Raw genomic sequence first — 25,096 nt, 5'->3', positions numbered from 1 at the left:
AATCCTCCCTAAGTGATCTTTATTGTATTTTTTGAATTCGGTCCCACTGGCTGACGATATCCGTTACGCGAACACCAAAGTTTTCATCGATAACAACTACTTCTCCTTTGGCGATAAGTTTGTTGTTGACCAAGATGTCGACCGGTTCGCCCGCCAATTTGTCCAGTTCAATAATTGCGCCCTGGGACAATTCGAGGATATCCTTGATTTGCTTTTGGGTCCTTCCTAATTCTACGGTGACTTTGAGTGGAATGTCCATCAATAAGTTCAAATTATTTTCATCCAGATTAGGCGCAGCGCCTGCCCCAAAGTTAGAAAATTGAACCGGTTGCACATTCACTTCGCGTCCTGCCGGAGCACCGTAATGCTGTGGAGCCTGTGGTGCCGGCGGATACCCATAGCCTGGTGGAGGATATCCATATTGCGGATACGGCGGATATGGCTGCTCTGGTGTACCGTATTGCGGTGGTTGCCCATAAGGAGGCATACCTTGCGGTGGCATCCCCGGAGGAGCTGCTGCCATATCTGGAGCTTGCTGTGGAGCTGCTGCAGCCGGTTGTGAAGCTTGCGGCGGTGTTGGCTCCGGTGCAGGTGCACTTGCTGCGGCGGCTGGTTCAGCCGGTGTGTCCTCCGCACCATTAATGAGTATATCGACCATGTATTTCGCAAACTTTACAGTTAGCAATTGCATAATCGTGGAATCGATCAGATCACCGATCAACAGACGGAACGAGATTTTGATCAGCGTCTCGTCGTTCGGCAACATGCTGACACCTTGATCATTGCTCACATCCAGAATGTCGATACCCGGTGGCGAAATGTTGACGAACCGGTTGAAGATGGTGGACATCGAGGTTGCCGACGAACCCATCATCTGGTTCATCGCTTCCTGTACGGCGCTGATATGAATTTCGTTCAGTTCCTCGTCCTTCGGCTGCCCTTCACCGCCAAGCATCAGATCTGCAATGATCTGTGCATCGCGCGTCTGGATGACCAGCGAGTTAATCCCCTGAAATCCATCGACGTACTCGACGTGTACCGCCACATGCGGTTTGGGAAACTCATCTTCGAATTCCGCACGTGTAATGATCCCTACGCGTGGAGTCGTAATGTCTACTTTTTGCCCAAGCAGGGTAGACAGGGCAGTAGCCGCGCTACCAAAAGTAATATTACCGATTTCGCCGAGAGCATCCTGCTCCAGCGGAGTCAGGAAATCGTCGACCGTCTGGCCGGATGGCGCCGCTGCTGCGCTGTCGTCATCACCTGACGACTGTCTGAGCAAAGCATCAATTTCTTCCTGTGACAAATAATCTTTACTCGTCAAGATCTTCCACTCCTTCACTGACGATTTCGTTAATCTGGATCGCTACCCGGTCCTTGACTGTTCCGGGACTTCCGATAAATTTCAGTTGATTGCCTACTCTGATCGAGAGCGCCTCTTGCACCGGCTTATTCAGTGAAATCACATCGCCCACTGTCAGGCTGAGAAACTCCTGAATGGACAATCGCGATTCGCCCAATTCGGCGATAACTGGCAATTGAGCGCGATGAACGCGCTCTTTGAGTGCCTGCACCTCTTCAACCGCTGGCTCTTTTTTCTGAGAGAAAAAGAGATGGTTGGCAGACAACTTGCTCATAATCGGCTCAATTACAACATGTGGGATACACAAGTTGATCATACCGGTTGTATCACCGATTTTGGTACTAAGCGAGATCAGGGCAATCGTTTCGTTTGGAGATACTAGCGACATGAACTGCGGATTCGTCTCCAGTGCTTCCATACGCGGTGACAGATCAATTACTGTTTTCCACGCTTCTTGAAGACTTTCAAACGTTCGGCTGAACATGCGCTCAATAATCGTTGTTTCGATTTCCGTCAAGGCATTGATCTTGGCAGGTGCCGTTCCGGTACCTCCCAGCATGCGATCCAGCATGGCGAAAGCGATATTCGGGTGAACCTCCAATACCATCCGTCCTTCAAGCGGTTCAGCTTCAAAGATGTTCAGGATAGTCATTTTGGGAATGGAACGTATAAATTCATCATAAGGAAGCTGCTCCACCTGGACAACACTAATTTGTACAAAGGTGCGAAGTTGCGCTGAAAAGTAAGTCGTCAGGTAACGAGCGAAGTTCTCGTGAATCCGGGTCAAACTGCGAATATGATCCTTGGAAAAACGAACAGCCCGTTTAAAATCATATACCCGGACTTTCTTCTCGCTCTCTTCTTTTTTGAGTTCTTCCGCATCCATTTCGCCGGAGGATAATGCCGCCAGAAGGGCGTCAATTTCCCCCTGGGATAATACATCTACCATAATCTCACCCCCCTACGATTTAAAAGGTTTGGCTTGCAGGCCCGCTTGCCGCCGGATACACTCCGGCGTATGGCGTCGGGAATGCGGAATTGCACATATGTTGGATCAGATACCACTTACAATCTTGTCGGAAACTTCGACATCAACTACTTTGCCGCCATCTTCCGGCAGTGAGCTGTTCACCAGCTTGAGGATTTTGTCATCCAGTTTTTGAATACCAGCTGCGCTGCCCAGATCAGCAGGCTCTGTATCTGCCAGTACACGTACCAGGATCGGTTTTACTTTCAGGTCTTTGATCAGATCAAAGTTGGTTTTGGCATCTTTATCTTCCATTTGGAAGGAAAAACTAATTTTCACAACATAATTCGGATCTGCCAAATTCGTTGTCAGATCTGTAACATCTGAGGATACTTCCGCAATTTCAGAAGCGCTCATGCTTGCAATCTTTGCTTTTTCGGCCGCCGCGGCTTCAGCTGCTGTCATCGGTTGTTTGTTACCAAGTACATTCCCAAGCAGGAAATAAGCAACAACACCAATAAGTCCCAATGCGAGTACCCCGCTGACAATCCAGGGCAATAACTTCTTCATTCCAATTCCTCCATCTGCTGCACCTTAATTGTTCCCGTAAGAGTGCCTATACTTTTGTTGTATTCCGTGATCAGGTGCGTGATTTGATCTGCCTTTTCTAGCACAATCATACGCTTGCCTGTCGTTAAGGTAATATAAGTGTCCGGCGTTTCTTCCACCATCTCTATCAGCAGGGCGTTAAGCCACATAGGAGAACCGTTGAGCCGCGTGACCGGGATCATAATACCCCTCCTTGGATATCTTTCTATACTGCAGAAACAGAGGGAGCAGAATAAGATCTCCCTCTATTTCAATGTAGCTTATCGTTTCAGGTTGACAACTTCTTGCAGAATCTCATCGGATGTTGTGATGATACGGGAGTTTGCTTGGAAACCACGCTGCGCTGTGATCATCTCGGTAAACTCACCTGTCAGGTCAACGTTGGACATTTCCAGCTGACCAGCTACAATTGCGCCTGTACCTGTTTCTGCATCATTAGCTGTTGTCAGTTCGATAGCACCGTCAGTGATCGCATTCGGTGTTACGCGGTACAGACTGCCACCGATTTTCTCCAAACCTTCCGGGTTGGTTACTTTGGCGATACCAAGCTGTGGACCATCTGCTGTAGTACCATCAGCCAGTGTGTATAATAGCGTACCGTTTTGTTGAATACTGAACGATACAGCATCGTCTTGGATTTGAATAGGAGCACCACCATTATCAACTACGAATGCACCATCAGAAGTAACAAGTTGACGACTAGCGTCGACGTGGAAGTCACCAGCACGCGTCAGGTATGGCGTTTCTTGATCTTCAGACAATTTAACAGCGAAGAATCCATCACCATCGATCCGTAAGTCTGTCGGGTTGTTGGTTGTTTGCGCGCTACCTGCCAGATGCAAGGTATCAATCGAGGATACTGTACTACCCAGACCAACTTGTTGTGCGTTAACACCGCCGCTTGTTCCTTCAACTGGAGCGGTTACGCCTTTGGTCGTTTGGCTCAAAATATCCTGGAACATAACGCGTGAACTTTTGAATCCTGTTGTATTGACGTTGGCGATGTTGTTACCGATAACGTCCAGTTTTGTTTGAAAGCCTTTCATACCCGAGACACCAGAATACATGGATCTTAACATTTAATTTCCTCCTAATGGATGTGTAGTGTAATTTGAACCGCTTCAGTCGGTCGGCAGTTCGTTGGCTTTCCGGTTAAGGTCCAGCCAGTAGCTTATAAAATCACAGCACTATCGATTTGTGTGAACACATTATCTTTGATTGAGTTGCCATCCATGGCGGTGACTACGGTCCTATTGGGTACGTTAACGATAAGAGCGACATTGTTTTGCATCAGAATCAACGAGTCTTTGGAACCTTTGGCAGCTGCCTTGTCAATCGCTTGATTGAGACTGGTCATCTGCTCCGTGCTAAATTCGATGCCCCTTTGTTCCAAACGTTTGGATGCATGATTGCTAAACTTTAGCAGGTTCTGATCCAGAATATTTTGAAAATCTTTGTTTTGCGTCGCCGAAGCGGTATTGTTAGGCCGCCCCAGCAAGCTTGAATTGAGCTTGGACGGGTATAACTGACCTACTTGGATTGGGCCATTCATGATGCCGTCTCCGCATTCGATGACGATGCAGCGGAGTCTGTACCAGTCTCGGAAGTGCTGCTATCGGTCGATGTGCTGTCCGTACTGCTACTGCTGTCGGTTGCCGGCGTTGTGCTGCTAGTATCCGAAGCGGCTGTACTATCTGACGTTGTATCGGTTGCGGTAGAATCTGTTGTTGTGCCGCTACTTGTTGTATTCCCAGTTGTGGTACTTCCTGTTGTACTATCAGTTGTTGTACCGGATGATGTTGTATTGGTAGAACCAGTTGTTGTACCTGTCGATGTGGACGATGTAGAATCCGTTGTTGTCGTACCGGTCGATGTTGTATCGGTTGCTGTAGTTGTTGCAGCCGTATCCGTCGTTGCCGCTGTTGATGTTTCCACAGTTGTTGTCGAGCTAGTCGAGAGTGGTTCAACTTTGGTAACAAGCGAAAGTGGAATGGCATTCTCTCCAACTTGTGCATACAACACTTTATTTTTCAAGATGATCGAGTCGACTGTGCCAGTTTCGTACGTAGAGCTAGTTGCGCCCGTAGTACTGTCTGTACTCTCATTCAGCCAGGTGATCTTTTTACCGATCAATTGAGAAGCACCGCCAAGCGATGTATCCATGGACGTTTGTACAGTGTCCATCTTCTCATTAATGTTCATCAGCTGTTCCAGAGAGGAGAACTGTGCCATCTGGGCTACGAACTGTGAGTTATCCATGGGAGACAATGGATCCTGGTTTTTCAGCTGGGCAACGAGAATGGTCAGAAACTGTTCTTTACCAAGTTCCGTTTTGGACGTGGAAGCAGCTGTCTTCACGTTACTTGTCGAATAGTTTGGCCATGTTGCCGATGTGGAAACTAAATCTGCCAAATGATTTCACCTCCATCCAAATTTACGCTTTTGCTACATAGGTGCTACCATAATTCAGCATATGTGCTACTCCCGCAGTATTGCCAGAAGCTTGTTGCTCTTCACGCCATTCCTTCAACTCGTTACCGATCTCGGCGGTCAACATCGCATCGTCAGACTGTTCGTCTTTTGACTTGGAGCGTCGTCCAGACTGTTGCTGCCCTGCGTTGGATTGGAAGCCTTGTCCACCGTTGTACATATCGGAGAAGAGCGAAGAACTTTGGGCTACTTCTAATTTATCGACCTGAAGTCCTTGAGATTGAAGGGCTGTACGCAATTGAGACATTTGTTGTTCCAAAGCATCTTTGGCACCATGTTTCTCGGTGATGAATTGCGCCATAACCTGTCCATCCTGAATGCTGATTTTCACATCGACTTGACCCAAATTTTCAGGGTTCAGTATGATTCGTGCCTCAGACACGCCATTCAGCTGATGAATATCCATTTTGCTGACGATGAACTTGCTCATCTCATCTGGGAAAGCATTCACGTTTATGCTTGCTGCTGGTGCCTGTGTGCTAGTGAGCGGTGTTGCTTCTGCACGCATTGCCAATTGCCCTGCGGTCACGATAACCGGTTGCTGTTGCTGATTGGCTGGTGTTGCCGTCGTTGCTTCAGGCTCAGCCGTTTCCTGTGCTGCGGCAACCGTTGTTGTAGCTTCTGCTGCTTTGGTTTCATTATTTACTACGATTTGGACAGGTGCTTGGTTTTGCTGGTTACTCTGTCCGCTATCCGATGATGTCGATGAACCACTACCTGCCTGCTGCAAAACATTTTGCAGATTGGTCAGCAGTTGCTCCAGCTTCGGATCTGCTTGCTGGGTACCATTTTGTACACCTTGCAGTTTGTCCACGATTTGGGATACTGCATCTGCTACCGCAAACCGGATCGTGTCCGCTTGCTGTGCTAGTACCGGTAAAGCTGCTGTAATCGATTGAGCGGTCGCTTGATCTGCTTGTCCATCCGCATCTGTAGCAGTGGTTCCCTGTTCTGCGGAGCCGCCATTCAGTACTTGTTGAACTTGCACAAGCCATGCTTGCAAGGATTGCATTAACGCTGGATCATTCATAATGGAAGAATCCATCTCTTGCAGCTTTTTCAGCAGATCGTCCATCAGCTTATCCACTTTCTGAACGCTTTTGCCATCGCCTTGTTGATCATCTACCTGCTGATCACCGGAAATCAGTGCTTGCAGCATTTCCAGAAGAGAAGCTGCACTACCCATCAAGCCGGAAAGCGATTGACCTCCAGCGGCGGATGCTGTTGCCGCTGCTGCATTGCCTGTAGTTGCGGTCGCTGCCGTACCACCAGCAGTATTCATTACGTATGATAATGTCTGGTTAAAACCGGTGCCGGTTGTTCCAGCATTACCCGAGACTTTAGCGGCGGGTGTCGGTGTGGATGATGTAGTCAGGTTTTGTAGTATCATACTCATTTATTATCACCTCCTTGGCATGAAAAATGAATGAGAAAGAGTTCCCTAGTAATGAATAATGATAAGAATAGGAAATGATTCCGATCACCTCATCAAATTAGTTTGCCAGTAGTCGGTTGACGATCTGGGCAGTCGTTGCAGGATCTGATGTCGACATTGCTGACAATACGCTTGCACGAGTAGTATCATCCATCGTGTTTAATACTTGAAGCACTTTGGTTTGACTAACTTTGGCAGTTTGCAGTAATAATGAAGCTGCACTGTTTGCAGGCATAGTTGTAAAAGTCTGTGCCATGTCCGACACGCTCATGCTAGTACTCGGCGTAGCCGGTGTCTGAGGATTACTTGTTTTGCTTTGCAGCAACGCAAGGCTTGCTGTTGTTGCATTTTTCAGTGCCAGCGACGTTTCCGCTGCTACCTTTGCATCCATCTTTTGCAGAATACCAGCTTGTGCTTCGGAATTCATTTTGCTAAAAATAAGCACTTGTTCATCGGTCGTCATATTTTGCATAATGGCTGCTGCTTTCGAGGAACTCATATCCGCGTAAACATTAGCCAGATTTTTCAATTGTTTATCTTGCTCGGTTTGTACAGTCGATGTGGTTGTTCCACTTGTCGCTCCTGTCGTACCAGTACTGTTCGTTGTACCTGTCGTTCCGCCAGTAGCTGCCCCTGTACCGGTTCCACTGCCTGTAGTACTAGACTGACTGGTAAGCTTAGATTGCAAGTCTTTGATCTGCTGAGCTTGATCTGTTTGCGTTTTCTGAGAAGCAGCCAGGTCTTTTTTCAATTGATCAACGGTAGCTGAATTGCTCTCATCCTGAGTAGATGCTGCTGTCGTACTACTATTATCGGCAGACGGAATCCAATTTTTCACTATCGGAATTTTATCAAGTGTACTGAACATGCTATTGCGCAAATCAACATTGAACAACATGATGATTGCTCCTACTAGTACTAGGGTAAACAGAATTGGAGTGGCAATGAATAGGAACCGTCCAAGACCGCCGCCTTCCTTCTCCACTTCCATATCCAGTGTTTTCTTCGCCACGGTAAACCTCCTTGAGCTGCCTGGCTTCGCTGCCATTCGTCATACATACCAGTTATCTACTTATAGCGGTTTGTTACATTAACCACTACTGAGATGCAATGGTTTATCTGGACTGCATTGCGTACCGTACGGTCGCCATTTCGTCCAGTTCGTTTTGCTCACGAAGCATCTGCTCTTGCGTAAATTTGGCTTTTGCTTTATCTTTCGCTTGCAGCCATACTTTTTCATCGACCATTTTCTCTGTTAAATGAAGCTTTTTGTGATCTACATTTAATTGAGCTTTGTGTACATCATTGATTTTACCAGCAATAGCTTTATCCAAGTACACGACATAGCGCTGCATATCCTGAAGGTCGGAGATCGGCGCGCGTTGCTCGATCGCCTGATTGATAGCTTCCAGCGTTCGGTTCTGATCTTCCAGTAATTGCTGAAGAGATTGCTCCTCTGTTTGCAGTTCGCCTAGTGCAGTGGACAACATCCACTCAGCTTGGTTTTTTGCACTTGATTTGATATCGACAACTTTTTGGAAGTTATATCGGAAATTCATGATCTATCAGCTCCTCACAAATTCGGAAATCATCTGCTCCTGTGCTTCAGGCAATGTTGTCTTTTCGTGTACCTTCTGTCTTGTAAAATTCCATACATCCCGGATACGAGAAATGGCTTCGTCAATATCTGGACTGGAACCTTGTTGATAAGCGCCGATATTGATCAAATCTTCAGATTCCTTATAAACCGACATAAGTCGCTTCATATTATTCGCTGCATCGTTCTGATCTTCACTAACGATGTCTTTCATTACGCGGCTGATACTTGCAAGCACATCGATCGCCGGGAATTGTCCCTTGTTCGCAATCGAACGGTTGAGTACGATGTGACCATCCAGTATACCCCGTACCGCATCGGCAATCGGTTCGTTCATATCGTCCCCATCTACCAGTACGGTGTAAAAGGCGGTAATCGAACCATTAGGTCCAGTACCTGCACGTTCTAGCAGTTTGGGAAGTCCAGCAAATACAGAAGGCGTATACCCTCTCATCGCTGGTGGTTCGCCAACAGCTAACCCAACTTCACGCTGCGCCATCGCATACCGGGTAACGGAGTCCATCATAAACATTACATTCATACCGCGATCACGGAAATATTCAGCAATCGTTGTAGCAATCAAAGCCCCTTTGATACGAATCAGCGCTGGCTGATCAGATGTTGCAACAATGACTATGGAGCGTTGTAGCCCTTCAGGACCCAAATCCCGTTCAATAAAGTCGCGCACTTCGCGTCCACGTTCGCCGATCAGGGCGATTACGTTCACATCGGCTTCGGTATTGCGGGCAATCATGCCCATCAGAGTACTCTTACCAACACCGGAACCGGCGAAAATACCAACACGCTGTCCTTTACCGATAGTCAATAGTCCATCAATGGCTCGTACCCCCACACTCATCGGATCTTGCACCCGTGGGCGTGTCATTGGATTCGGTGGAGAATTAAACGTAGAGTAATGCGTCATCCGCGCTGGCAGTAGCGAACCATCTAGCGGCTGTCCCAAACCATCCAGCACTTTGCCGAGTAGTTCAGAGCCAACCTGTACAGTTAGCGGTTTGCCTGTGCCGACGACATCACAACCTGGACCAATCGATTGCAATTCGCCAAGCGGCATGAGCAATACTTTGTTATCTCGGAAACCGACTACCTCTGCACGAAGCGGATCAGCCCCTTTGGTCGGGTAAATATAACAAACATCGCCGATACTGGCGTCTGGTCCTTCGGATTCGACCATCAGACCGATAACCTGTGTTACCTTGCCATTGATTCGAATCGGGTCCAACTGTTTCAGATAGTCCAGGTAACGTCCTGCATTAAGATCCTGCATTTCCATTCCCCCGCTCTTCGTCATGCAGCGCCAGTCGCAGCAATTCTTTTTTGAGTTCGGTTAATTGTGTATCGATACGTGCATCCACACTTCCAAAAGAAGAGCGAATGACACAGCCGCGATCACGTACAGTAGCATCGGGCAAAATTTGCAGTTCTGCCTGTGAGTCAATCGACAGTACTAGTTCTTCGCGCGCTGTATGGATAAAGTCAAACTGCGCTGGACTTACACATAAGGTAATCACGCCCTGTTCGCGCTTGCGTGATAAAGTTTTCTTGATCAATGACATTACGAGTTCAGGCTGTTCGCCAAGTTCTTTGTCAATAACTTTCTCGGCAATACCACAGCTTAGATCAACGAGAAAAGGTTCTGCTTCTTGAATGATTTGGTCTTTGGCTTCGTACGCTTGGGACAGGACAAGCTGTGCTTCGGTCATCATGTCATGAATCCGTTGCTGCATTTCCTGCTCAGCGCGTTCTCTACCTTCTTCAAACCCTTCTTGAAACGCTTGTGCTTTGACAGCTTCGATCAGATGCTCATCCTGCTCGCGACGTTCTTCCCACCAGGAAGATATCATATCCTGCGCATTTTGTAGCAGCCGTTCGGCTTCCTCGGCTGCTTCGCGCACCTGACGTTCCGCAAACTCGCGAGCGTCGGTTAGCATCTGTTCTTTCATTAAAACGGTCTGCTGATCCACTCTAGGTTGATCATAAATAACATGAGGCACATGATCGGCATTCCCTGCCAGATCGGTAGCTTTGAAGTAATCTTTACCAAGATCTAACTTTTTTAAAATTTCAACCGGAATATACTGGGATGATTTTATCAAATTAGACAATGATATCATCTCCTCCGCCACGGGCTATAATAATTTCACCGGACTCTTCGAGTCTGCGGATAATACCTACGATACGGCTTTGAGCCTCTTCGACATCTTTAAGCCGCACAGGACCCATAAATTCCATTTCTTCTTTGAATGTATCTGCCATACGTTTGGACATATTGGAAAATACCGCTTCGCGTACATCTTCGCTCGCCACTTTGAGTGCCAGCTGTAGATCTGCATTTTCCACATCGCGGATAATGCGCTGGATGGAGCGGTTGTCGACGTTGACAATATCTTCGAATACGAACATCCGCTTTTTGATTTCTTCTGCCAGTTCCGGGTCTTGAATTTCCAGAGAATCCAGAATGGTACGTTCTGTACCACGATCGACACCGTTCAAAATCTGAACGATCGATTCGATACCACCAGCGTTGGTGTAGTCCTGCGTTACGGTAGAGGATAACTTTTGCTCCAGTACGCGCTCTACCTGAGCGATAATCTCAGGTGATGTGCTGTCCATGACAGCGACTCTGCGCGCAACTTCGGCTTGTTTTTCCTGTGGCAAGGACGACAGAATGACTGCCGCCTGCTCAAATTGCAAATACGATAAGACGAGCGCAATGGTTTGCGGATTCTCGTTCTGAATAAAGTTTAAAATCTGGCTTGGATCGGCTTTGCGGGCAAAATCGAAAGGTCGTACCTGCAATGTTGCTGTCAGGCGATTGATTACTTCGAGTGCCTTGTTTTCACCGAGTGCTTTTTCCAAAATCTCTTTGGCGTAATTGATACCGCCTTGCGAGATATATTCCTGAGCCAGACAAATTTGATGAAACTCGGAAACAACGGAGTCTTTTTCGTTGCTATCTACTTTGCGAACATTGGCAATTTCGAGAGTTAATTGTTCAATCTCTTCATCGCGCAAATGCTTGAAAATCTGGGCGGATACTTCAGGTCCCAGCGAAATCAGCAGGATAGCCGCTTTTTGACGTCCGTTCAATGTAGCTGCCTTCGCCAAACTCTTTCACCTCTTATTCATCAGCAAGCCATGTACGCAGCAGATTGACAAATTCGTCTGGTTTCTTTTTCGCCAGCGATTCAAGCTGTTTACGTACCTGACTGTCATTGGTCAAGTTTTCCAAACTAATGGAAGGCATTTCGGTAACGGAAGGAAGCATAATATCTTCTTCCAATTGTTCGTTTTGTTGTTTGCGGCGGCGATAGATAACAAAGCCGACAATTGCGATAACGAGTGCAGCAGCTACAGCAGCAATCCACTGCCAGTTGTTAGCAAGGAAACCGCCATTTGTTGAATTGTCTGTTGCAAATGCTTGTGGAGATGCTACATTAACTTTGCCAATAAGCACCGGATCAGTTGCATCGTAGGTGATACCATTCTCAGCAAGAGATGTTCTTACAATACTTTGCAGCATTGTAGCAATTTGTTGATTGAGAGCGCGCTGAGCTTCTTCTTCCAATGTAGGATCAACAAGGACATTGATGCTCAAATCTTGTACACGGTATGGACTTGCAGCAATTTCATTTTGAATGCGGTTGACTTCGTAATTGATTGTACTTTGAGATTTTTCAGATTCAGTATTGCCAGAAGAAGAACCCCCTGGATACGTTGGTGTATCGGTATCTCCTGTACCTGCCGTACCGCTATCAGGACTGGAAGTACCTGTATAAGATTCTTGGATTTTTTGCGCACTGATCTGAATACCTTGCATATTCTCTTCATCTACAGGCTCTACACGTTCTTCTTTCGTTGTGCGCTGATCAAAGTTTAGCGTAGACGTTACGAGTACATTGACTTTGTCAGGTCCTAACAATCGAGACAAGAATTGTCTGATATTATTTTCAACGTCAGCTTCGTATTTTTTCTGTAAAGCCATATTTTCTTGAACTGCGCCGGTAAGGTTACCAGAGCCGCCACCTTTGACTGTGGCTACGAGTTCGCTTCCGTCTGTGCCGTTGGTGATCGTGATGTTATCGATAGGAAGGTGGGGTACTGCGGTATGAACCAGGTTGAAGTAACCGTCGACTGCTTCTTGCGAAGCACGGAAACCTGGTTTGAATTGCATAACAACCGAAGCGCTACCTGTGTCCTGATTCTCCTCAGTGGCGAACAGGCTTTCTTCGGGAAGGTTGATCAGAACTTTTGCATTTTCAACGCCATTCATATTACGAAGCAATTGGGATACCTCGCCGTTGAGAGCGTTTTTGTATTTCACATTAAACTCATTGTCAGTCATACCGATTGCTGAAGAACTGGTGTTAAATTCACTGAATCCGATCGTACCATTTTGAATCAATCCCTGTGAGCCTACTGCTACTTTTGCTCTTGCAGCATCTCCAACAGGTACCGAAATACTGGTTCCATCCTGGCTGAGTTGGTAAGTAATACCTTGTCCATCCAAGTATTCCATAACCGCAGCAGAGTCTGTAGCATCCAAGTTTTGGAATGCTACTTCATATTCGGTTTTGGAGAATTGAATAGTCAGCACGACGATCGCAATGATGATAAATGCCAGTGTCGAAATCAGCAGAATCTTTTGATTTCTGTTGAAATTTTTCCAGTATTGGACGATTTTATCTCTATACTGGGCAACTCTTTCATTCACAACGTCACCCCATTCGAAACTGTGCTATGAAGCATCATACTTGTCATTACATTTGCATACGCATAATTTCTTGGTATGCCTCTACTGCTTTATTCCGAATCTGAGCAGTTAGTTGCAGACTCAGCATCGACTTTTCACCTGCGATCATTACTTGATCCACATCAGCTTTTCCTACTAAGAATTTATCGTTCAGCTGGTGAACCGTTTGTTCCTGAGCATTGACTTGATTCAGAGCATCAGCGAGATAAGAACCAAATTGATCAACCGCTTCGCCAGGAGTTGCAAGCTTTGTTGACGAAGTCCCCGTTGTCATTTGCAGTGGTGAAGTGACAGAGTTGCTGTTAAACATTGTATTTTCAATCATTAATTACCCCTCCTTCCAATGTTCTATTCATCACTTACCAATTTGCAAGGCTTTTGTAATCATCGCCTTGGAGGCATTGAGTGCAGTTACGTTAGCTTCATAAGAACGCGAAGCTGATATCATGTCCACCATTTCTTTTAGAGTATCGACGTTTGGCATTTTTACATATCCATTTTTGTCAGCGTCGGGATGTGTTGGGTTATAAACGAGTTTGAAAGGTTCTTGGTCTTCTTTGATCTGAACAGCTTTGACGCCGTCGATGCCACTATTGCTGCCGCTCATGGCGGAGTCTAGCGTATCTGCAAACGATGGTTTGTTAGTTGAAAGAACGACCTCTTTGCGGCGATACGGTACTGCTTCGCCATTAACAACTTTTGCACGAGTTGTCTCAGCATTCGCGATATTGGAGGATACAACGTCCATGCGAAGTCGCTGTGCGGTTAACGCTGAGGCACTGATATCAAATCCATTACTGATTTTCATCTATTATGCTCCTCCACCTTGGATTGCAGTTCGCATCATTTTGATCTGATGGTTAACCTGCTCAATGTACGTGTTGTAACGAAGTTGATTCTCAGCTAGATCGGACATTTCTACATCCATATCTACGTTATTGAGGTTGTTGTTCATTACCGTACTGTTGTCCGTCACAACGCTTGCTTGAGGAATACTGCCAGCCGTTGATCCAATTTGAAAGTGACGAGGATTCGTTGTAATTCCGCTGATGGAGCTTTGACTTCCATCCATCTGCGATTGCAGCAAGTTCTCGAAGGACACTTCGGAACGTTTGAAGTAAGGTGTATCTGCGTTGGCAATGTTGTTTGTAATCACTTGTTGTCTGAGGTTAGAAGCACTAATGGCTCCTTCCAAACGGCGAAAACTGGCATCATTCAGCAAATTCACTTACGTCACTCCTTTCGTATTCTGTTTTATCTCAATGGAGAATGTAAATTCCATCATTTTCATTTCACGCTGTCATTCGACAAACATTTCACAAATTCACACTTTTCATTCCATACTGCGTCGTTATTCCTAAAAAACTGATACCATAAGTTTCCTAGAGAATCGATCTTTGCACAATGAGAATAAAGGACTATCTTTTGACATAAATAATCGTTTTTTGTCTTCTTTTGATTATTTTTTTCCAGTAATTATAAATAATATGACACTAAAAGCAGATATTAACATCAATTATTTAGTTAAAATCCTTTTATTTTACATTTATAACCAATAAATAGTTTGAAATGTCCGGGGCTAGAGATGACTTTCGAACGTAATACTTGAGCTAAAAAGTATATTGATGCTGGCTTTTTCCATTATCAGGATATTTATTTACGTCCTAAATCCTAGGGCATAATACTTATTGATGAGTTAACTCATATTGCGCTTGTTAACTTTTAACCAATTTATTCCAAAGCGTTAACACTTTGAAATGAATTTTTTAATTTATTGAAGGTCTATATTTAGATTTGCGCATTTGCGCAAGCGCCACTATCATACCGTAAAGCATTTTAAAAATCCATCTGAAAATGTGGCTAAATTTTGTCCGGATACTATAGATACGTGTACATGTGTTTATCGGATTACCGAAATACATAATGTAGATCAATTTGTTATATTCATCATACAATTTTCGCAGTTACGAAAACATAGGAAAAAGGCGGGGAACTTGTAAAATAAGTACCCCACCTTTTTCCTAAAATGCATAGTGACTATTTGGTTGGCTTCCTATAGTGATAGGGAAGCAAGTTTATCTATACGCAATTATAAAATATACTGGCTCAAATCACGATCCTGAGCGATATCTTTCAGTTTCTCCTGTACATACTGAGGCGTGATCAAAAATTTGTCCAGCGTCAATTCAGGCGCTTCAAATGAGATATCCTCCAGCAGCTTCTCCATAATCGTATGCAATCGACGTGCACCGATATTCTCGGTGTTGTCATTGACCGAAGCGGCTATACTAGCAATCTCACGAATCGCTTCATCCGAAAACTCCAATTCGATCTGCTCAGCTCGCAACAGATACGTATATTGCTGTGTGAGCGCATTTTTCGGTTCTTTTAAAATGTTCACAAAATCTTCCATTGTTAAACTTTCCAATTCTACCCGAATCGGGAAGCGCCCTTGCAATTCTGGAATGAGGTCCGAAGGCTTGGACGTATGGAACGCACCAGCAGCAATAAAAAGAATATAGTCCGTTTTGACTGGACCATACTTGGTCATAATCGTTGAACCTTCAACGATAGGCAAAATATCGCGCTGTACGCCTTCACGTGATACATCAGGACCTGTACCGCGACCGGAACTTGTTACTTTATCAATCTCATCAATGAAAATGATACCGCTTTGCTCTGCACGGCGTAGCGACTCTTGATTTACATCATCCAGATCCATCAATTTGTTTGCTTCCTGCTGCGTGAGCACTTTGCGTGCTTCCTTAATCGGCAGTTTGCGTTTCTTCATTCGCTTCGGCAAGAAATTACCTAGCATCTCCTGCATATTCATGCCCATCTGGTCATTCCCTTGACCCATGAACATATCCATCATGTTCGGTGTTGTATCTTCGACTTCCACCTCGATGATGTCTTCTTCTAGCTTGCCGTTCAACAAATCAAAACGTACTTGACGGCGACGATCTTGAATAGAGTTGTCTTCACTGTTGTACTCATGTGTAGTCGGTTCTTCTTGCTGGCTGTTGTTATTGCCACCAAACAGCATTTCGAACGGATTACGCTGATTCTTGGACTTAAAGCCAGATGGAACAAGAATCTTCACAATTTGTTCATTGGCAGCTTCTTCGGCTTTGTCTTTGACCTGTTCTGTACGTTCGGCTTTGACGACACGAATCGCGGTCTCTACCAAATCGCGAACCATTGATTCCACATCACGTCCGACATAACCAACTTCGGTAAACTTGGTCGCTTCCACTTTGACGAATGGCGCATGCACCAGCTTCGCTAGACGACGAGCAATTTCCGTTTTACCGACACCAGTAGGTCCGATCATCAAAATATTTTTGGGTACAATTTCGTCCTGAACATCATCCTGGAGCAGGCTGCGACGATAGCGGTTACGTAAGGCAACAGCAACTGATTTTTTCGCCTTTTTTTGTCCGACAATATATTTATCCAACTCTGCTACGATCTGTCTTGGTGTTAACGCCTGGGCATCTTTACTCATCCTGTGTCCCTCCATCCTAATTTCAGAAACAAAAACCGGTGCTGACCGCCTACCTTACTGGAGTACGACCATCACCGGACAGGCTTACAATTCTTCTACAATAATATTCTTATTCGTATACACACAAATGTCTGCCGCAATGTTGAGCGACGCTTCGACGATGTCGCGAGCTTCTAGATCTTTGCCATGATGTTTGAGCGCACGCGCAGCAGACAAGGCAAAGTTGCCACCCGAGCCAATGGCGATTACATCGTCATCTGGTTCGATAATCTCACCGCCGCCAGAAATAAGCAGCATACCGGATTTGTCCATTACGATCAGTAAAGCTTCCAACTTACGCAGTACACGGTCAGAACGCCATTCCTTGGCAAGCTCCACCGCAGCACGCTGCAAATTCCCATGATGCTCTTCCAGTTTGGCTTCGAATTTCTCAAACAAAGTAATAGCGTCAGCAACGGAACCAGCAAATCCAGCCAGTACCTGTCCGCGATAGAGACGGCGGATCTTTTTGGCGTGTTGCTTCATGATTACATTCTGACCGAATGTCACCTGACCATCACCAGCGATTGCGGCTTTGCCGTTATGACGCACGGCGCAGATTGTTGTTGCATGAAATGAAAGCTCCATCTATTTTCCCTCCCGTTCATCGTCTGTCGGTACTACGGTTCAGCTGTGTAGAAGTTGCACATTCAGCATTATTTACACATTTATTATAGGATTAGAACATTGTAAAACAGGTCAAAGATCAGCAGAATACAAAAATACATGCTATATTACGTTAACTAGCGTGAGAATAGGTATCTGTTCGTTAATCAATAACGGATCATTCTTTGTCAAAGCAGAACATTCTATAACGAATTTTTCTTATTCGACAACTTCAGCTTCTTGTTCTACTTCCGGTTGCGGCTCAGGCTGTGGCAGGTTGAAGAAGGAACGAATGCTATCCAATGCTTGATTGGCAAGCATCTCGTTCTTTTCCTTTTTGTTGCGGATCTTCTTCTCCGGTTTAGGCAACAGACCAAAGTTCGCATTCATCGGCTGGAAATGGTCTGGATCAGCATGAGTGATGTAATGCGCCATGCTGCCGAGCGTGCTTGCCTGCGGCAATTCCAGCAGTTCTTCACCTTTTGCCAGACGTGCGGCATTCATCCCTGCAATCAGACCAGAAGCAGCAGATTCCACGTATCCTTCAACACCAGTCATCTGTCCGGCAAAGAAAATACGATTGTCACGCTTCAGCTGATACGTTGGTTCCAGGAGACGTGGCGAATTAATAAATGTATTGCGGTGCATTACACCATAGCGTACAAACTCTGCCTGTTCCAGACCTGGGATTATGGACAGCACACGGCGCTGTTCACCCCATTTTAAATGCGTCTGGAAGCCAACCATGTTGTACAGTGTTCCAGCAGCATTATCTTGACGAAGTTGAACGACAGCATGCGGCAATTCACCGGTATGTGGATTGACCAGACCGACTGGCTTCATCGGACCGAATAGTGCGGTTTGCTTACCACGCTTCATCATAATCTCGATCGGCATACAGCCTTCAAAATAAATTTCTTTTTCAAATTCTTTCAGTTGAGCTGTTTCCGCTCCGATCAATGCTTCGTAAAACGCATCAAATTCCTGCTCATTCATCGGACAGTTCAGGTAAGCCGCTTCACCTTTGTCATAACGCGAAGCCAGATACACCTTGCTCATATCAATAGAATCTTTCTCAATAATCGGTGCAGCTGCATCGTAAAAGTAGAAATACTCCTCGCCCAATAGATCTTGAATCTGCTTGGACAGTGCTGGGGAAGTTAATGGACCGGTCGCAATGACGACGATTCCATCCTTGGGAATCTCCTGCACTTCTTCATTTAATACAGTCACCAGTGGATGATTGTGCAACGTAGATGTGATTTCACCGGAAAATCCATCACGGTCTACAGCCAATGCGCCACCTGCCGGTACGGCATGAGTATCCGCTGCACTCAATACAAGCGAGTTCAGCATACGCATTTCTTCCTTCATAACACCTACAGCATTCGCCATCGTATTGGAACGAAGTGAGTTGCTGCATACCAATTCAGCGAACTGGTTCGTATGGTGCGCCGGTGTCTTTACCACCGGACGCATTTCGTATAATGTGACAGGCACTCCCTGACTGGCAATCTGCCATGCGGCTTCACTCCCAGCAAGCCCTGCGCCAATAACGGTTACCTTTTGAATCTCTGACACGATGTAAAAACCCCCTGCATCTTCCTGCGATAGATAATAATAAAATCAAAACAGAACATGAATGAAAACAACACGACTTGTATCCAGAAACAAAGCTGAATACAAGTCTGTGGTTATAATGTGATTGCAAGTATACAAACACATTATACGTTAAATGAAGTTAAAATTCTAATATACCGCAACGTAGCTGTCATGACGATCCTGTGCTGACATGAATGCTACAGCGAGAGAATTATATCAATCTAATTCTACCGCTGCATCGTCGTTTTCTTCGACCATTTCGGTATGATCACAACTTGTACATTGCAGTTTGACACCTTGTTTGTTACGCTTCTCAACCATCATCGATTGACATACTGGACAAGGCTTCGGCGATGGACGATCCCATGATACGAAGTCACAATCTGGATAACGGTTGCAGCCGTAGAATATGCGACCTTTTTTACTACGACGCTCTACAACATGCCCTTCATGACAAGTTGGGCACTCCACACCGATATCTTTGATAATTGGTTTCGTATTGCGACAATCAGGGAAACCGGAACAGGCAAGGAATTTACCGAAGCGACCGAGTTTGTATACCATATGGCGTCCACACTTGTCACAAATCTCGTCGGACACTTCATCCTCGATCTCGATTTCTTTCATTTCCTCTTCTGCTACTTCCAGACGCTTCTCAAATGATCCGTAAAATTCATTCAGCACCTGTACCCAGTCTTCCTGCCCATCACCAACATGGTCCAAATCCTGTTCCATGTTAGCGGTAAACTCGACATTTAGAATCTCTGGGAAAAACTCTTCCATTTGCTGAATAACTAGATCACCTAGCTCGGTTGGCATGAACTTCTTCTCTTCAATCGCTACATATCCGCGCTTTTGAATCGTTTCGAGTGTTGGCGCATACGTACTTGGGCGACCAATACCGAGTTCTTCCAGCGTTTTCACCAGACGTGCCTCTGTATAACGTGGCGGTGGCTGGGTAAAATGTTGCTTAGGCTCAACCTCTTCTTTGTTGAGCTTGTCGCCTTTCTTCAATGGCGGCAGAAACTTCTCGCTTTCTTCTTTTCCATCATCATTGCCTTCCACATATACTTTCATAAAACCTTGAAAACGTACTTTGGAACCGACGGCACGGAATGTAGCCGGTCCTACAGCGATATCGACAGACATCGTATCCAGTACAGCCGATGCCATCTGGCTTGCAGCAAAGCGTTCCCATACAAGCTTGTATAAACGGAACTGATCGCGGCTCATATATTCTTTGACTGATTCAGGGTCACGTACAGCTGAGGTTGGACGAATTGCTTCATGCGCATCCTGCGCATTAGCATTCTTTTTCGTATATTGGCGCGGCTCTTCTGGAATAAAATCAGGACCGTATTTGCCACTCAGATATTCGCGTACTTCCTCTTGTGCGGAAGCTGCAATCCGAGTAGAGTCGGTACGCATATAGGTGATCAGACCGACCGTACCTTCTTTGCCAAGATCAATTCCTTCATATAATTGCTGCGCGACAGACATCGTTTTGGCTGCACGGAAGTTCAGCTTGCGCGCCGCTTCCTGTTGCAGAGACGAAGTTGTAAACGGAGCAGCTGGGTGACGCAGACGTTCGCGTTCCTTGATCTCCGTTACTTCGAATGCCGCATCGGCAATCGCTGCCAACACTTCGTTCACTTCATCTTCGCTATGGAGCTCTTTTTTCTCGCCGTTCAGCTGAGTGAATTTGGCTTCAAACGTTGTATCATTCACCGTCAGTCTGGCGGTAATGCTCCAGTATTCTTCCGGTTTGAATTCAGAAATTTCATTTTCGCGGTCGATGATGATTTTGACTGCGACGGATTGTACACGTCCGGCGGACAATCCTTTTTTCACTTTTTTCCATAATAAAGGACTGATCTTATACCCGACCAGCCGATCCAAAATACGACGTGCCTGCTGCGCATTCACCAGATCCATATTAATCTGACGAGGTGTCTTGAACGCATCTTTGACCGCCTGTTTGGTAATTTCATTAAATACTACGCGGCATGCTTCGCCATCTGCTACATCAAGTGCATGCGCCAAATGCCAGGCAATAGCTTCTCCTTCGCGATCTGGGTCAGCCGCTAGATAAACTTTTTTCACTTTTTTCCGTGCATCTTTTAATTCTTTCAGAACAGAACCTTTACCGCGAATAGTAATGTATTTGGGATCGAAGTCATTTTCAACATCAACACCAATCTGGCTTTTTGGCAAATCACGGACATGACCCATTGATGCTTTCACAATAAATTTGCTACCAAGATACTTGCCAATGGTTTTCGCTTTTGCCGGTGATTCTACAATAACGAGTGAATCTGCCACAGGTTTGTCCCCCTTTCTCGTATTCTATCTATAATTTGAAATTATATGAGGGTGTATATTGCGCCAGCGCGCTGACTGATCTGTTTTTTTATGATTAAAGATAACAGAACAGTATGCAAAAGTCCAAAATCAAATTGCGATTGGGATTGGATTTCATCAATACTTGCATCGCCCTGCTCCAATATAAGGTATATCGTCTTTTCCTGTTCTGTCAAATGAGAAATATTGGCGGGTGCCGAACATAAGGATTGATTATCGGTGGAAACCAATACATTTTCTTCCTGTTCGTCGTATGGTTTATCACACCATTTGTATAAACTTGAATCATATTCCGCTGTGATATCACTAATATCGGTGACCAGAATAGCACCCTGTTTGAGCAGCGACAATGTGCCTTTGCTTTTGGGTGAAGTGATCGGACCAGGTACGGCAAATACGTCACGATTGCAATCCATCGCATAGTCTGCTGTAATCAAAGATCCGCTCCGTTCATCCGCCTCCACCACAATCGAACCGTGCGACATTCCAGCAATAATCCGATTACGTTGTGGAAACGTTCCGGGCGATGGGCGTGTACCGGGTGGATACTCCGATATGATCAATCCGTTCTGATGCAACCGCTCATACAGCGAACGATTTTCCGGTGGATAAATGACATCAATGCCTGTACCTAGCACGGCAATCGTAGAACCATTCACCTGCAAAGCTGCTTCATGACAGACGCTATCGATTCCGCGCGCCATACCACTTACAACTGTAATGCCACGTTCTGCCAAACCGCCAGCTAACCATTCACCGACACGCTTGCCATAAGCGGTAAGTACTCTCGTTCCGACCATACCGATACAGAAAGAATTCAGTAGCTTTTGCTGTCCGCGTATATACAATACCCAAGGCGGCTGTGCAATTTCCTTCATTAATACAGGATACTCTTCGTCCATAATTGTGACGACTTGAATATGTTGTTGACGATACTTATTCAGTAACGCTTCGATCTGCTGCTCATGCAAATGAGCAACCAGCGCCTGTGCCACTTTCTCAGGCATGCCCAAACTACGCCAGCGTCCGGCACTCCATGTCGGCAGTTCGCGCAGATCTGCATGCTGTTGTAGTATATCATAGATTCTTTTCCAGCCAATACCTGTTGTTCCATGCAGTGCAATCAAGATTGAGCGTTCATCCAGCATATGTATGTCTCCCTAGCGGAGCCAGATCAGATCATCTACTCCATTTAATCGTAAGTTATTTGATAATGCAAGCGTTTACTTGCATAGACTATCATTTGCGTCATTTGTAAACGGATGATTAACGCAAAAAAGCAACCTTTGCCTGATGATATCAGTGACAAAGGTTGCTTACCCGTTCATTTCATGAGCATATGATATTGACGTCATTATAAACAAAACAGACCGTAAAGTCCATCCCTATACTACTGGTGGACGTTACGGTCTGCTACCCATCTATTGCCGAATGCAAAACAAATCATGCCTTACAAAAGGCAATTAGTGTGTCGTGCATTCGCTCAGCAGACCGCGCTCTTCCAGTACTTCCACTAGTGTGGAGCCCATTTCGGAAGGCGTTGGCGCTACTTTAATTCCGCAAGATTCCAGCTTGGCGATTTTCTCAGCAGCTGTACCTTTACCACCGGAAATGATCGCACCAGCGTGACCCATACGTTTGCCTGGAGGCGCTGTTGCACCACCGATAAAGCCGACTACCGGCTTGGTCATATTCGCTTGAATCCACTCCGCTGCTTCCTCTTCCGCTGTACCACCAATTTCGCCGATCATAATGACGGCACGGGTATTCGGATCTTCGTTAAACAGCTTCAAAATATCGATAAACTCGGAGCCTTTTACCGGGTCACCACCGATACCAACTGCGGAGGATTGACCGATACCGCGTGTGGACAGCTGATGAACCGCTTCATAGGTCAGTGTACCACTACGGGAAACAACGCCTACATAGCCCGGTTTATGGATATAACCTGGCATGATGCCGATTTTGCACTCGCCTGGTGTGATAACACCCGGACAGTTCGGTCCAATCAGAACCGTCTTTTTGCCTTCCAGATAACGGGACACTTTTACCATATCCAGTACTGGAATACCTTCCGTAATACAGATGACCAGATCCAGTTCTGCATCGACAGCTTCCAGAATCGAATCCGCAGCAAATGCAGGTGGAACATAAATAACGCTGGCGGTTGCGCCGGTTTGTTCCTTAGCTTCCTTCACGGTATTGAATACCGGCAAGCTAACATTGGAACCGTCTTCCAGTGTGATGTCGACGTTAGTGCCGCCTTTACCTGGTGTAACACCGCCTACCATCTGTGTGCCGTAATCCAGCGCACCTTTGGTGTGGAACAGTCCCGTAGCACCAGTGATGCCCTGAGTGATAACTTTTGTATGCTTATCTACCAGAATACTCATTGTCCAGTCACAGCTCCTATCACTTAAATTGGGTTCAGATGTTATACCAGCGCGACAATTTTCTGTGCGCCATCCGCCATGGAATCCGCAGCAACAATATTCAAGCCGGATTCAGCCAGAATTTTCTTGCCGATCTCCACGTTGGTGCCTTCCAGACGGACAACGAGCGGACGATCCAGACCGACTTGTTTTGCCGCTTCGACCACACCGTTGGCGATAACATCACAGCGCATAATACCGCCGAAAATGTTGATAAAGATCCCTTTTACGTTCTCATCCGACAGGATGATCTTGAACGCTTCGGTAACTTTCTCGGTTGTTGCACCGCCCCCTACGTCGAGGAAGTTAGCGGGTTCGCCGCCGTAATATTTAATAATATCCATCGTTGCCATCGCCAGACCCGCACCATTGACCATACAGCCGATGTTGCCGTCGAGAGCAATATAGCTCAGATCGAATTTGGATGCTTCGATTTCTTTTTCATTTTCTTCTGCCAGATCGCGCAGCTCCAGAATTTCTGGATGACGATACAAAGCGTTAGAGTCAAAGTTCAATTTGGCATCCAATGCCAGTACTTGTCCGTCGCCAGTAACGACGAGCGGGTTAATCTCAGCAATGGAGCAATCTTTATCCACAAATGCAGTGTACAGAGACACCATAAATTGAGCTGCTTTGTTCACCAGCTTGGTTGGGATATTGATTGCGTATGCCAGCTTGCGCGCTTGGAACGGCTGCAAACCAATAGCAGGGTCAACCACTTCGCGGAAAATCTTCTCCGGTGTTTTCTCCGCTACTTCTTCAATTTCGGTACCGCCCTCTTCGGAAGCCATTATGACAACGCGGCCAGTGGCACGGTCGATAACTACCCCTATGTAATATTCTTTTTGAATATCACAGCCTTCTTCGATGAGCAGACGTTTGATTTCTTTGCCTTCAGGACCGGTCTGATGTGTGACCAGTACTTTGCCGAGCAGTTCCTGTGCATATTCACGCACTTCGTCAACGCTTTTCGCTACCTTGACACCGCCCGCTTTACCGCGGCCACCGGCATGGATTTGCGCTTTTACGACGCTTACCGGACTTCCGAGCGATTGAGCCGCTTCCACAGCTTCTTCAACTGTAAAAGCAACTTTCCCCTCTGGTACTGCCACGCCATACTGCTTGAGTACTTGTTTTCCCTGATATTCATGGATATTCATCTGGTAAATCCTCCTATCGGCATGAATGCATTCCGGCTATGTTGCCCGGCAAATCAACAACCTTAGTAATTGTACCACGTTTTTAAAACGCTTTCCTTAAAAATTTTACCATTTTAATCCACACCGTATTTCAACAAAAACAGCAGTAAAATG

24 protein-coding genes are annotated in these 25,096 nt (G+C 45.9%); all 24 read right to left on the bottom strand.

Features of this window, described 5'->3' with window-relative positions:
* Positions 1 to 19 precede the first annotated feature (19 nt).
* Positions 20 to 1,324 (bottom strand): flagellar motor switch phosphatase FliY, encoded by a 1,305-nt coding sequence (fliY, locus tag ACDE64_RS08910; RefSeq protein ID WP_411346117.1) that lies wholly within the window; start codon positions 1,322 to 1,324, stop codon positions 20 to 22.
* The gene (fliM, locus tag ACDE64_RS08905; protein WP_411346116.1) at positions 1,314 to 2,312 is read right to left on the bottom strand and encodes a flagellar motor switch protein FliM; all 999 of its coding nucleotides are present in this window, start codon (positions 2,310 to 2,312) and stop codon (positions 1,314 to 1,316) included. Before fliM ends, fliY begins: the two co-directional genes overlap by 11 nt.
* A gap of 105 nt (positions 2,313 to 2,417) precedes the next feature.
* Entirely contained in the window at positions 2,418 to 2,900 is a 483-nt protein-coding gene (locus ACDE64_RS08900) for a flagellar basal body-associated FliL family protein (protein WP_411346115.1), read from the bottom strand.
* The gene (locus ACDE64_RS08895) at positions 2,897 to 3,121 is read right to left on the bottom strand and encodes a flagellar FlbD family protein (RefSeq protein ID WP_411346114.1); all 225 of its coding nucleotides are present in this window, start codon (positions 3,119 to 3,121) and stop codon (positions 2,897 to 2,899) included. Before ACDE64_RS08895 ends, ACDE64_RS08900 begins: the two co-directional genes overlap by 4 nt.
* A 78-nt stretch (positions 3,122 to 3,199) precedes the next feature.
* A complete protein-coding gene (gene flgG, locus ACDE64_RS08890) occupies positions 3,200 to 4,018 on the bottom strand; it encodes a flagellar basal body rod protein FlgG (protein ID WP_411349731.1) in 819 nt (272 codons plus the stop codon).
* 92 nt (positions 4,019 to 4,110) lie between these two features.
* Entirely contained in the window at positions 4,111 to 4,491 is a 381-nt protein-coding gene (locus ACDE64_RS08885) for a TIGR02530 family flagellar biosynthesis protein (protein ID WP_411349730.1), read from the bottom strand.
* The gene (locus ACDE64_RS08880; protein ID WP_411349729.1) at positions 4,488 to 5,351 is read right to left on the bottom strand and encodes a flagellar hook assembly protein FlgD; all 864 of its coding nucleotides are present in this window, start codon (positions 5,349 to 5,351) and stop codon (positions 4,488 to 4,490) included. Before ACDE64_RS08880 ends, ACDE64_RS08885 begins: the two co-directional genes overlap by 4 nt.
* A 22-nt stretch (positions 5,352 to 5,373) precedes the next feature.
* Complete coding sequence (locus tag ACDE64_RS08875) at positions 5,374 to 6,825, bottom strand: flagellar hook-length control protein FliK (RefSeq protein WP_411349728.1); 1,452 nt, start codon at positions 6,823 to 6,825, stop codon at positions 5,374 to 5,376.
* 97 nt (positions 6,826 to 6,922) lie between these two features.
* Positions 6,923 to 7,876 (bottom strand): MotE family protein, encoded by a 954-nt coding sequence (locus ACDE64_RS08870; protein WP_411349727.1) that lies wholly within the window; start codon positions 7,874 to 7,876, stop codon positions 6,923 to 6,925.
* Between the two features lie 103 nt (positions 7,877 to 7,979).
* The gene (fliJ, locus tag ACDE64_RS08865; protein ID WP_411346108.1) at positions 7,980 to 8,423 is read right to left on the bottom strand and encodes a flagellar export protein FliJ; all 444 of its coding nucleotides are present in this window, start codon (positions 8,421 to 8,423) and stop codon (positions 7,980 to 7,982) included.
* Between the two features lie 6 nt (positions 8,424 to 8,429).
* The gene (gene fliI, locus ACDE64_RS08860) at positions 8,430 to 9,749 is read right to left on the bottom strand and encodes a flagellar protein export ATPase FliI (RefSeq protein ID WP_367056409.1); all 1,320 of its coding nucleotides are present in this window, start codon (positions 9,747 to 9,749) and stop codon (positions 8,430 to 8,432) included.
* On the bottom strand, positions 9,736 to 10,587 hold the full coding sequence (locus ACDE64_RS08855) for a FliH/SctL family protein (RefSeq protein ID WP_411349726.1): 852 nt from the start codon (positions 10,585 to 10,587) through the stop codon (positions 9,736 to 9,738). Before ACDE64_RS08855 ends, fliI begins: the two co-directional genes overlap by 14 nt.
* On the bottom strand, positions 10,580 to 11,590 hold the full coding sequence (gene fliG, locus ACDE64_RS08850; RefSeq protein WP_411346105.1) for a flagellar motor switch protein FliG: 1,011 nt from the start codon (positions 11,588 to 11,590) through the stop codon (positions 10,580 to 10,582). Before fliG ends, ACDE64_RS08855 begins: the two co-directional genes overlap by 8 nt.
* Positions 11,591 to 11,603: 13 nt before the next feature.
* The gene (gene fliF, locus ACDE64_RS08845) at positions 11,604 to 13,196 is read right to left on the bottom strand and encodes a flagellar basal-body MS-ring/collar protein FliF (RefSeq protein ID WP_411349725.1); all 1,593 of its coding nucleotides are present in this window, start codon (positions 13,194 to 13,196) and stop codon (positions 11,604 to 11,606) included.
* Positions 13,197 to 13,242: 46 nt separating this feature from the next.
* The gene (gene fliE, locus ACDE64_RS08840) at positions 13,243 to 13,560 is read right to left on the bottom strand and encodes a flagellar hook-basal body complex protein FliE (RefSeq protein ID WP_411349724.1); all 318 of its coding nucleotides are present in this window, start codon (positions 13,558 to 13,560) and stop codon (positions 13,243 to 13,245) included.
* A 30-nt stretch (positions 13,561 to 13,590) separates the two neighbouring features.
* Complete coding sequence (gene flgC / locus ACDE64_RS08835; protein WP_411346102.1) at positions 13,591 to 14,043, bottom strand: flagellar basal body rod protein FlgC; 453 nt, start codon at positions 14,041 to 14,043, stop codon at positions 13,591 to 13,593.
* A 3-nt stretch (positions 14,044 to 14,046) separates the two neighbouring features.
* Positions 14,047 to 14,463: a flagellar basal body rod protein FlgB gene (gene flgB / locus ACDE64_RS08830; protein ID WP_411349723.1), complete on the bottom strand. Its 417-nt coding sequence runs from the start codon at positions 14,461 to 14,463 to the stop codon at positions 14,047 to 14,049.
* An 861-nt stretch (positions 14,464 to 15,324) separates the two neighbouring features.
* Positions 15,325 to 16,743 carry an ATP-dependent protease ATPase subunit HslU gene (gene hslU / locus ACDE64_RS08825; RefSeq protein ID WP_411349722.1) on the bottom strand — a complete coding sequence of 473 codons (1,419 nt, stop codon included), beginning with the start codon at positions 16,741 to 16,743 and terminating at the stop codon, positions 15,325 to 15,327.
* Positions 16,744 to 16,827: 84 nt separating this feature from the next.
* Positions 16,828 to 17,370: an ATP-dependent protease subunit HslV gene (hslV, locus tag ACDE64_RS08820; protein ID WP_411346099.1), complete on the bottom strand. Its 543-nt coding sequence runs from the start codon at positions 17,368 to 17,370 to the stop codon at positions 16,828 to 16,830.
* Between the two features lie 237 nt (positions 17,371 to 17,607).
* The gene (trmFO, locus tag ACDE64_RS08815) at positions 17,608 to 18,969 is read right to left on the bottom strand and encodes an FADH(2)-oxidizing methylenetetrahydrofolate--tRNA-(uracil(54)-C(5))-methyltransferase TrmFO (RefSeq protein WP_411349721.1); all 1,362 of its coding nucleotides are present in this window, start codon (positions 18,967 to 18,969) and stop codon (positions 17,608 to 17,610) included.
* A gap of 237 nt (positions 18,970 to 19,206) precedes the next feature.
* Positions 19,207 to 21,312 carry a type I DNA topoisomerase gene (topA, locus tag ACDE64_RS08810; protein ID WP_411349720.1) on the bottom strand — a complete coding sequence of 702 codons (2,106 nt, stop codon included), beginning with the start codon at positions 21,310 to 21,312 and terminating at the stop codon, positions 19,207 to 19,209.
* A gap of 41 nt (positions 21,313 to 21,353) precedes the next feature.
* Positions 21,354 to 22,499, bottom strand: coding sequence for a DNA-processing protein DprA (dprA, locus tag ACDE64_RS08805; protein ID WP_411349719.1), 1,146 nt, complete (start codon positions 22,497 to 22,499; stop codon positions 21,354 to 21,356).
* Between the two features lie 315 nt (positions 22,500 to 22,814).
* Positions 22,815 to 23,744 carry a succinate--CoA ligase subunit alpha gene (gene sucD, locus ACDE64_RS08800; RefSeq protein WP_411346095.1) on the bottom strand — a complete coding sequence of 310 codons (930 nt, stop codon included), beginning with the start codon at positions 23,742 to 23,744 and terminating at the stop codon, positions 22,815 to 22,817.
* 41 nt (positions 23,745 to 23,785) lie between these two features.
* Positions 23,786 to 24,943 (bottom strand): ADP-forming succinate--CoA ligase subunit beta, encoded by a 1,158-nt coding sequence (gene sucC / locus ACDE64_RS08795; RefSeq protein ID WP_411346094.1) that lies wholly within the window; start codon positions 24,941 to 24,943, stop codon positions 23,786 to 23,788.
* Between the last annotated feature and the right edge of the window lie 153 nt (positions 24,944 to 25,096).

This window comes from Paenibacillus sp. WLX2291, assembly GCF_046603665.1.
Taxonomy (GTDB): Bacteria; Bacillota; Bacilli; order Paenibacillales; family Paenibacillaceae; genus Saccharibacillus.
This window is presented reverse-complemented; position numbering and strand designations above follow the sequence as displayed.

Bases quoted from the DNA above. Each gene is read 5' to 3' on its own strand.
- fliM (WP_411346116.1), bottom strand. From the start codon at position 2,312: ATGGTAGATGTATTATCCCAGGGGGAAATTGACGCCCTTCTGGCGGCA.
- ACDE64_RS08900 (WP_411346115.1), bottom strand. From the start codon at position 2,900: ATGAAGAAGTTATTGCCCTGGATTGTCAGCGGGGTACTCGCATTGGGA.
- ACDE64_RS08895 (WP_411346114.1), bottom strand. From the start codon at position 3,121: ATGATCCCGGTCACGCGGCTCAACGGTTCTCCTATGTGGCTTAACGCC.
- flgG (WP_411349731.1), bottom strand. From the start codon at position 4,018: ATGTTAAGATCCATGTATTCTGGTGTCTCGGGTATGAAAGGCTTTCAA.
- ACDE64_RS08885 (WP_411349730.1), bottom strand. From the start codon at position 4,491: ATGAATGGCCCAATCCAAGTAGGTCAGTTATACCCGTCCAAGCTCAAT.
- ACDE64_RS08875 (WP_411349728.1), bottom strand. From the start codon at position 6,825: ATGAGTATGATACTACAAAACCTGACTACATCATCCACACCGACACCC.
- fliJ (WP_411346108.1), bottom strand. From the start codon at position 8,423: ATGAATTTCCGATATAACTTCCAAAAAGTTGTCGATATCAAATCAAGT.
- fliI (WP_367056409.1), bottom strand. From the start codon at position 9,749: ATGCAGGATCTTAATGCAGGACGTTACCTGGACTATCTGAAACAGTTG.
- fliE (WP_411349724.1), bottom strand. From the start codon at position 13,560: ATGATTGAAAATACAATGTTTAACAGCAACTCTGTCACTTCACCACTG.
- flgC (WP_411346102.1), bottom strand. From the start codon at position 14,043: ATGAAAATCAGTAATGGATTTGATATCAGTGCCTCAGCGTTAACCGCA.
- hslU (WP_411349722.1), bottom strand. From the start codon at position 16,743: ATGAGTAAAGATGCCCAGGCGTTAACACCAAGACAGATCGTAGCAGAG.
- hslV (WP_411346099.1), bottom strand. From the start codon at position 17,370: ATGGAGCTTTCATTTCATGCAACAACAATCTGCGCCGTGCGTCATAAC.
- dprA (WP_411349719.1), bottom strand. From the start codon at position 22,499: ATGCTGGATGAACGCTCAATCTTGATTGCACTGCATGGAACAACAGGT.
- sucD (WP_411346095.1), bottom strand. From the start codon at position 23,744: ATGAGTATTCTGGTAGATAAGCATACAAAAGTTATCACTCAGGGCATC.
- sucC (WP_411346094.1), bottom strand. From the start codon at position 24,943: ATGAATATCCATGAATATCAGGGAAAACAAGTACTCAAGCAGTATGGC.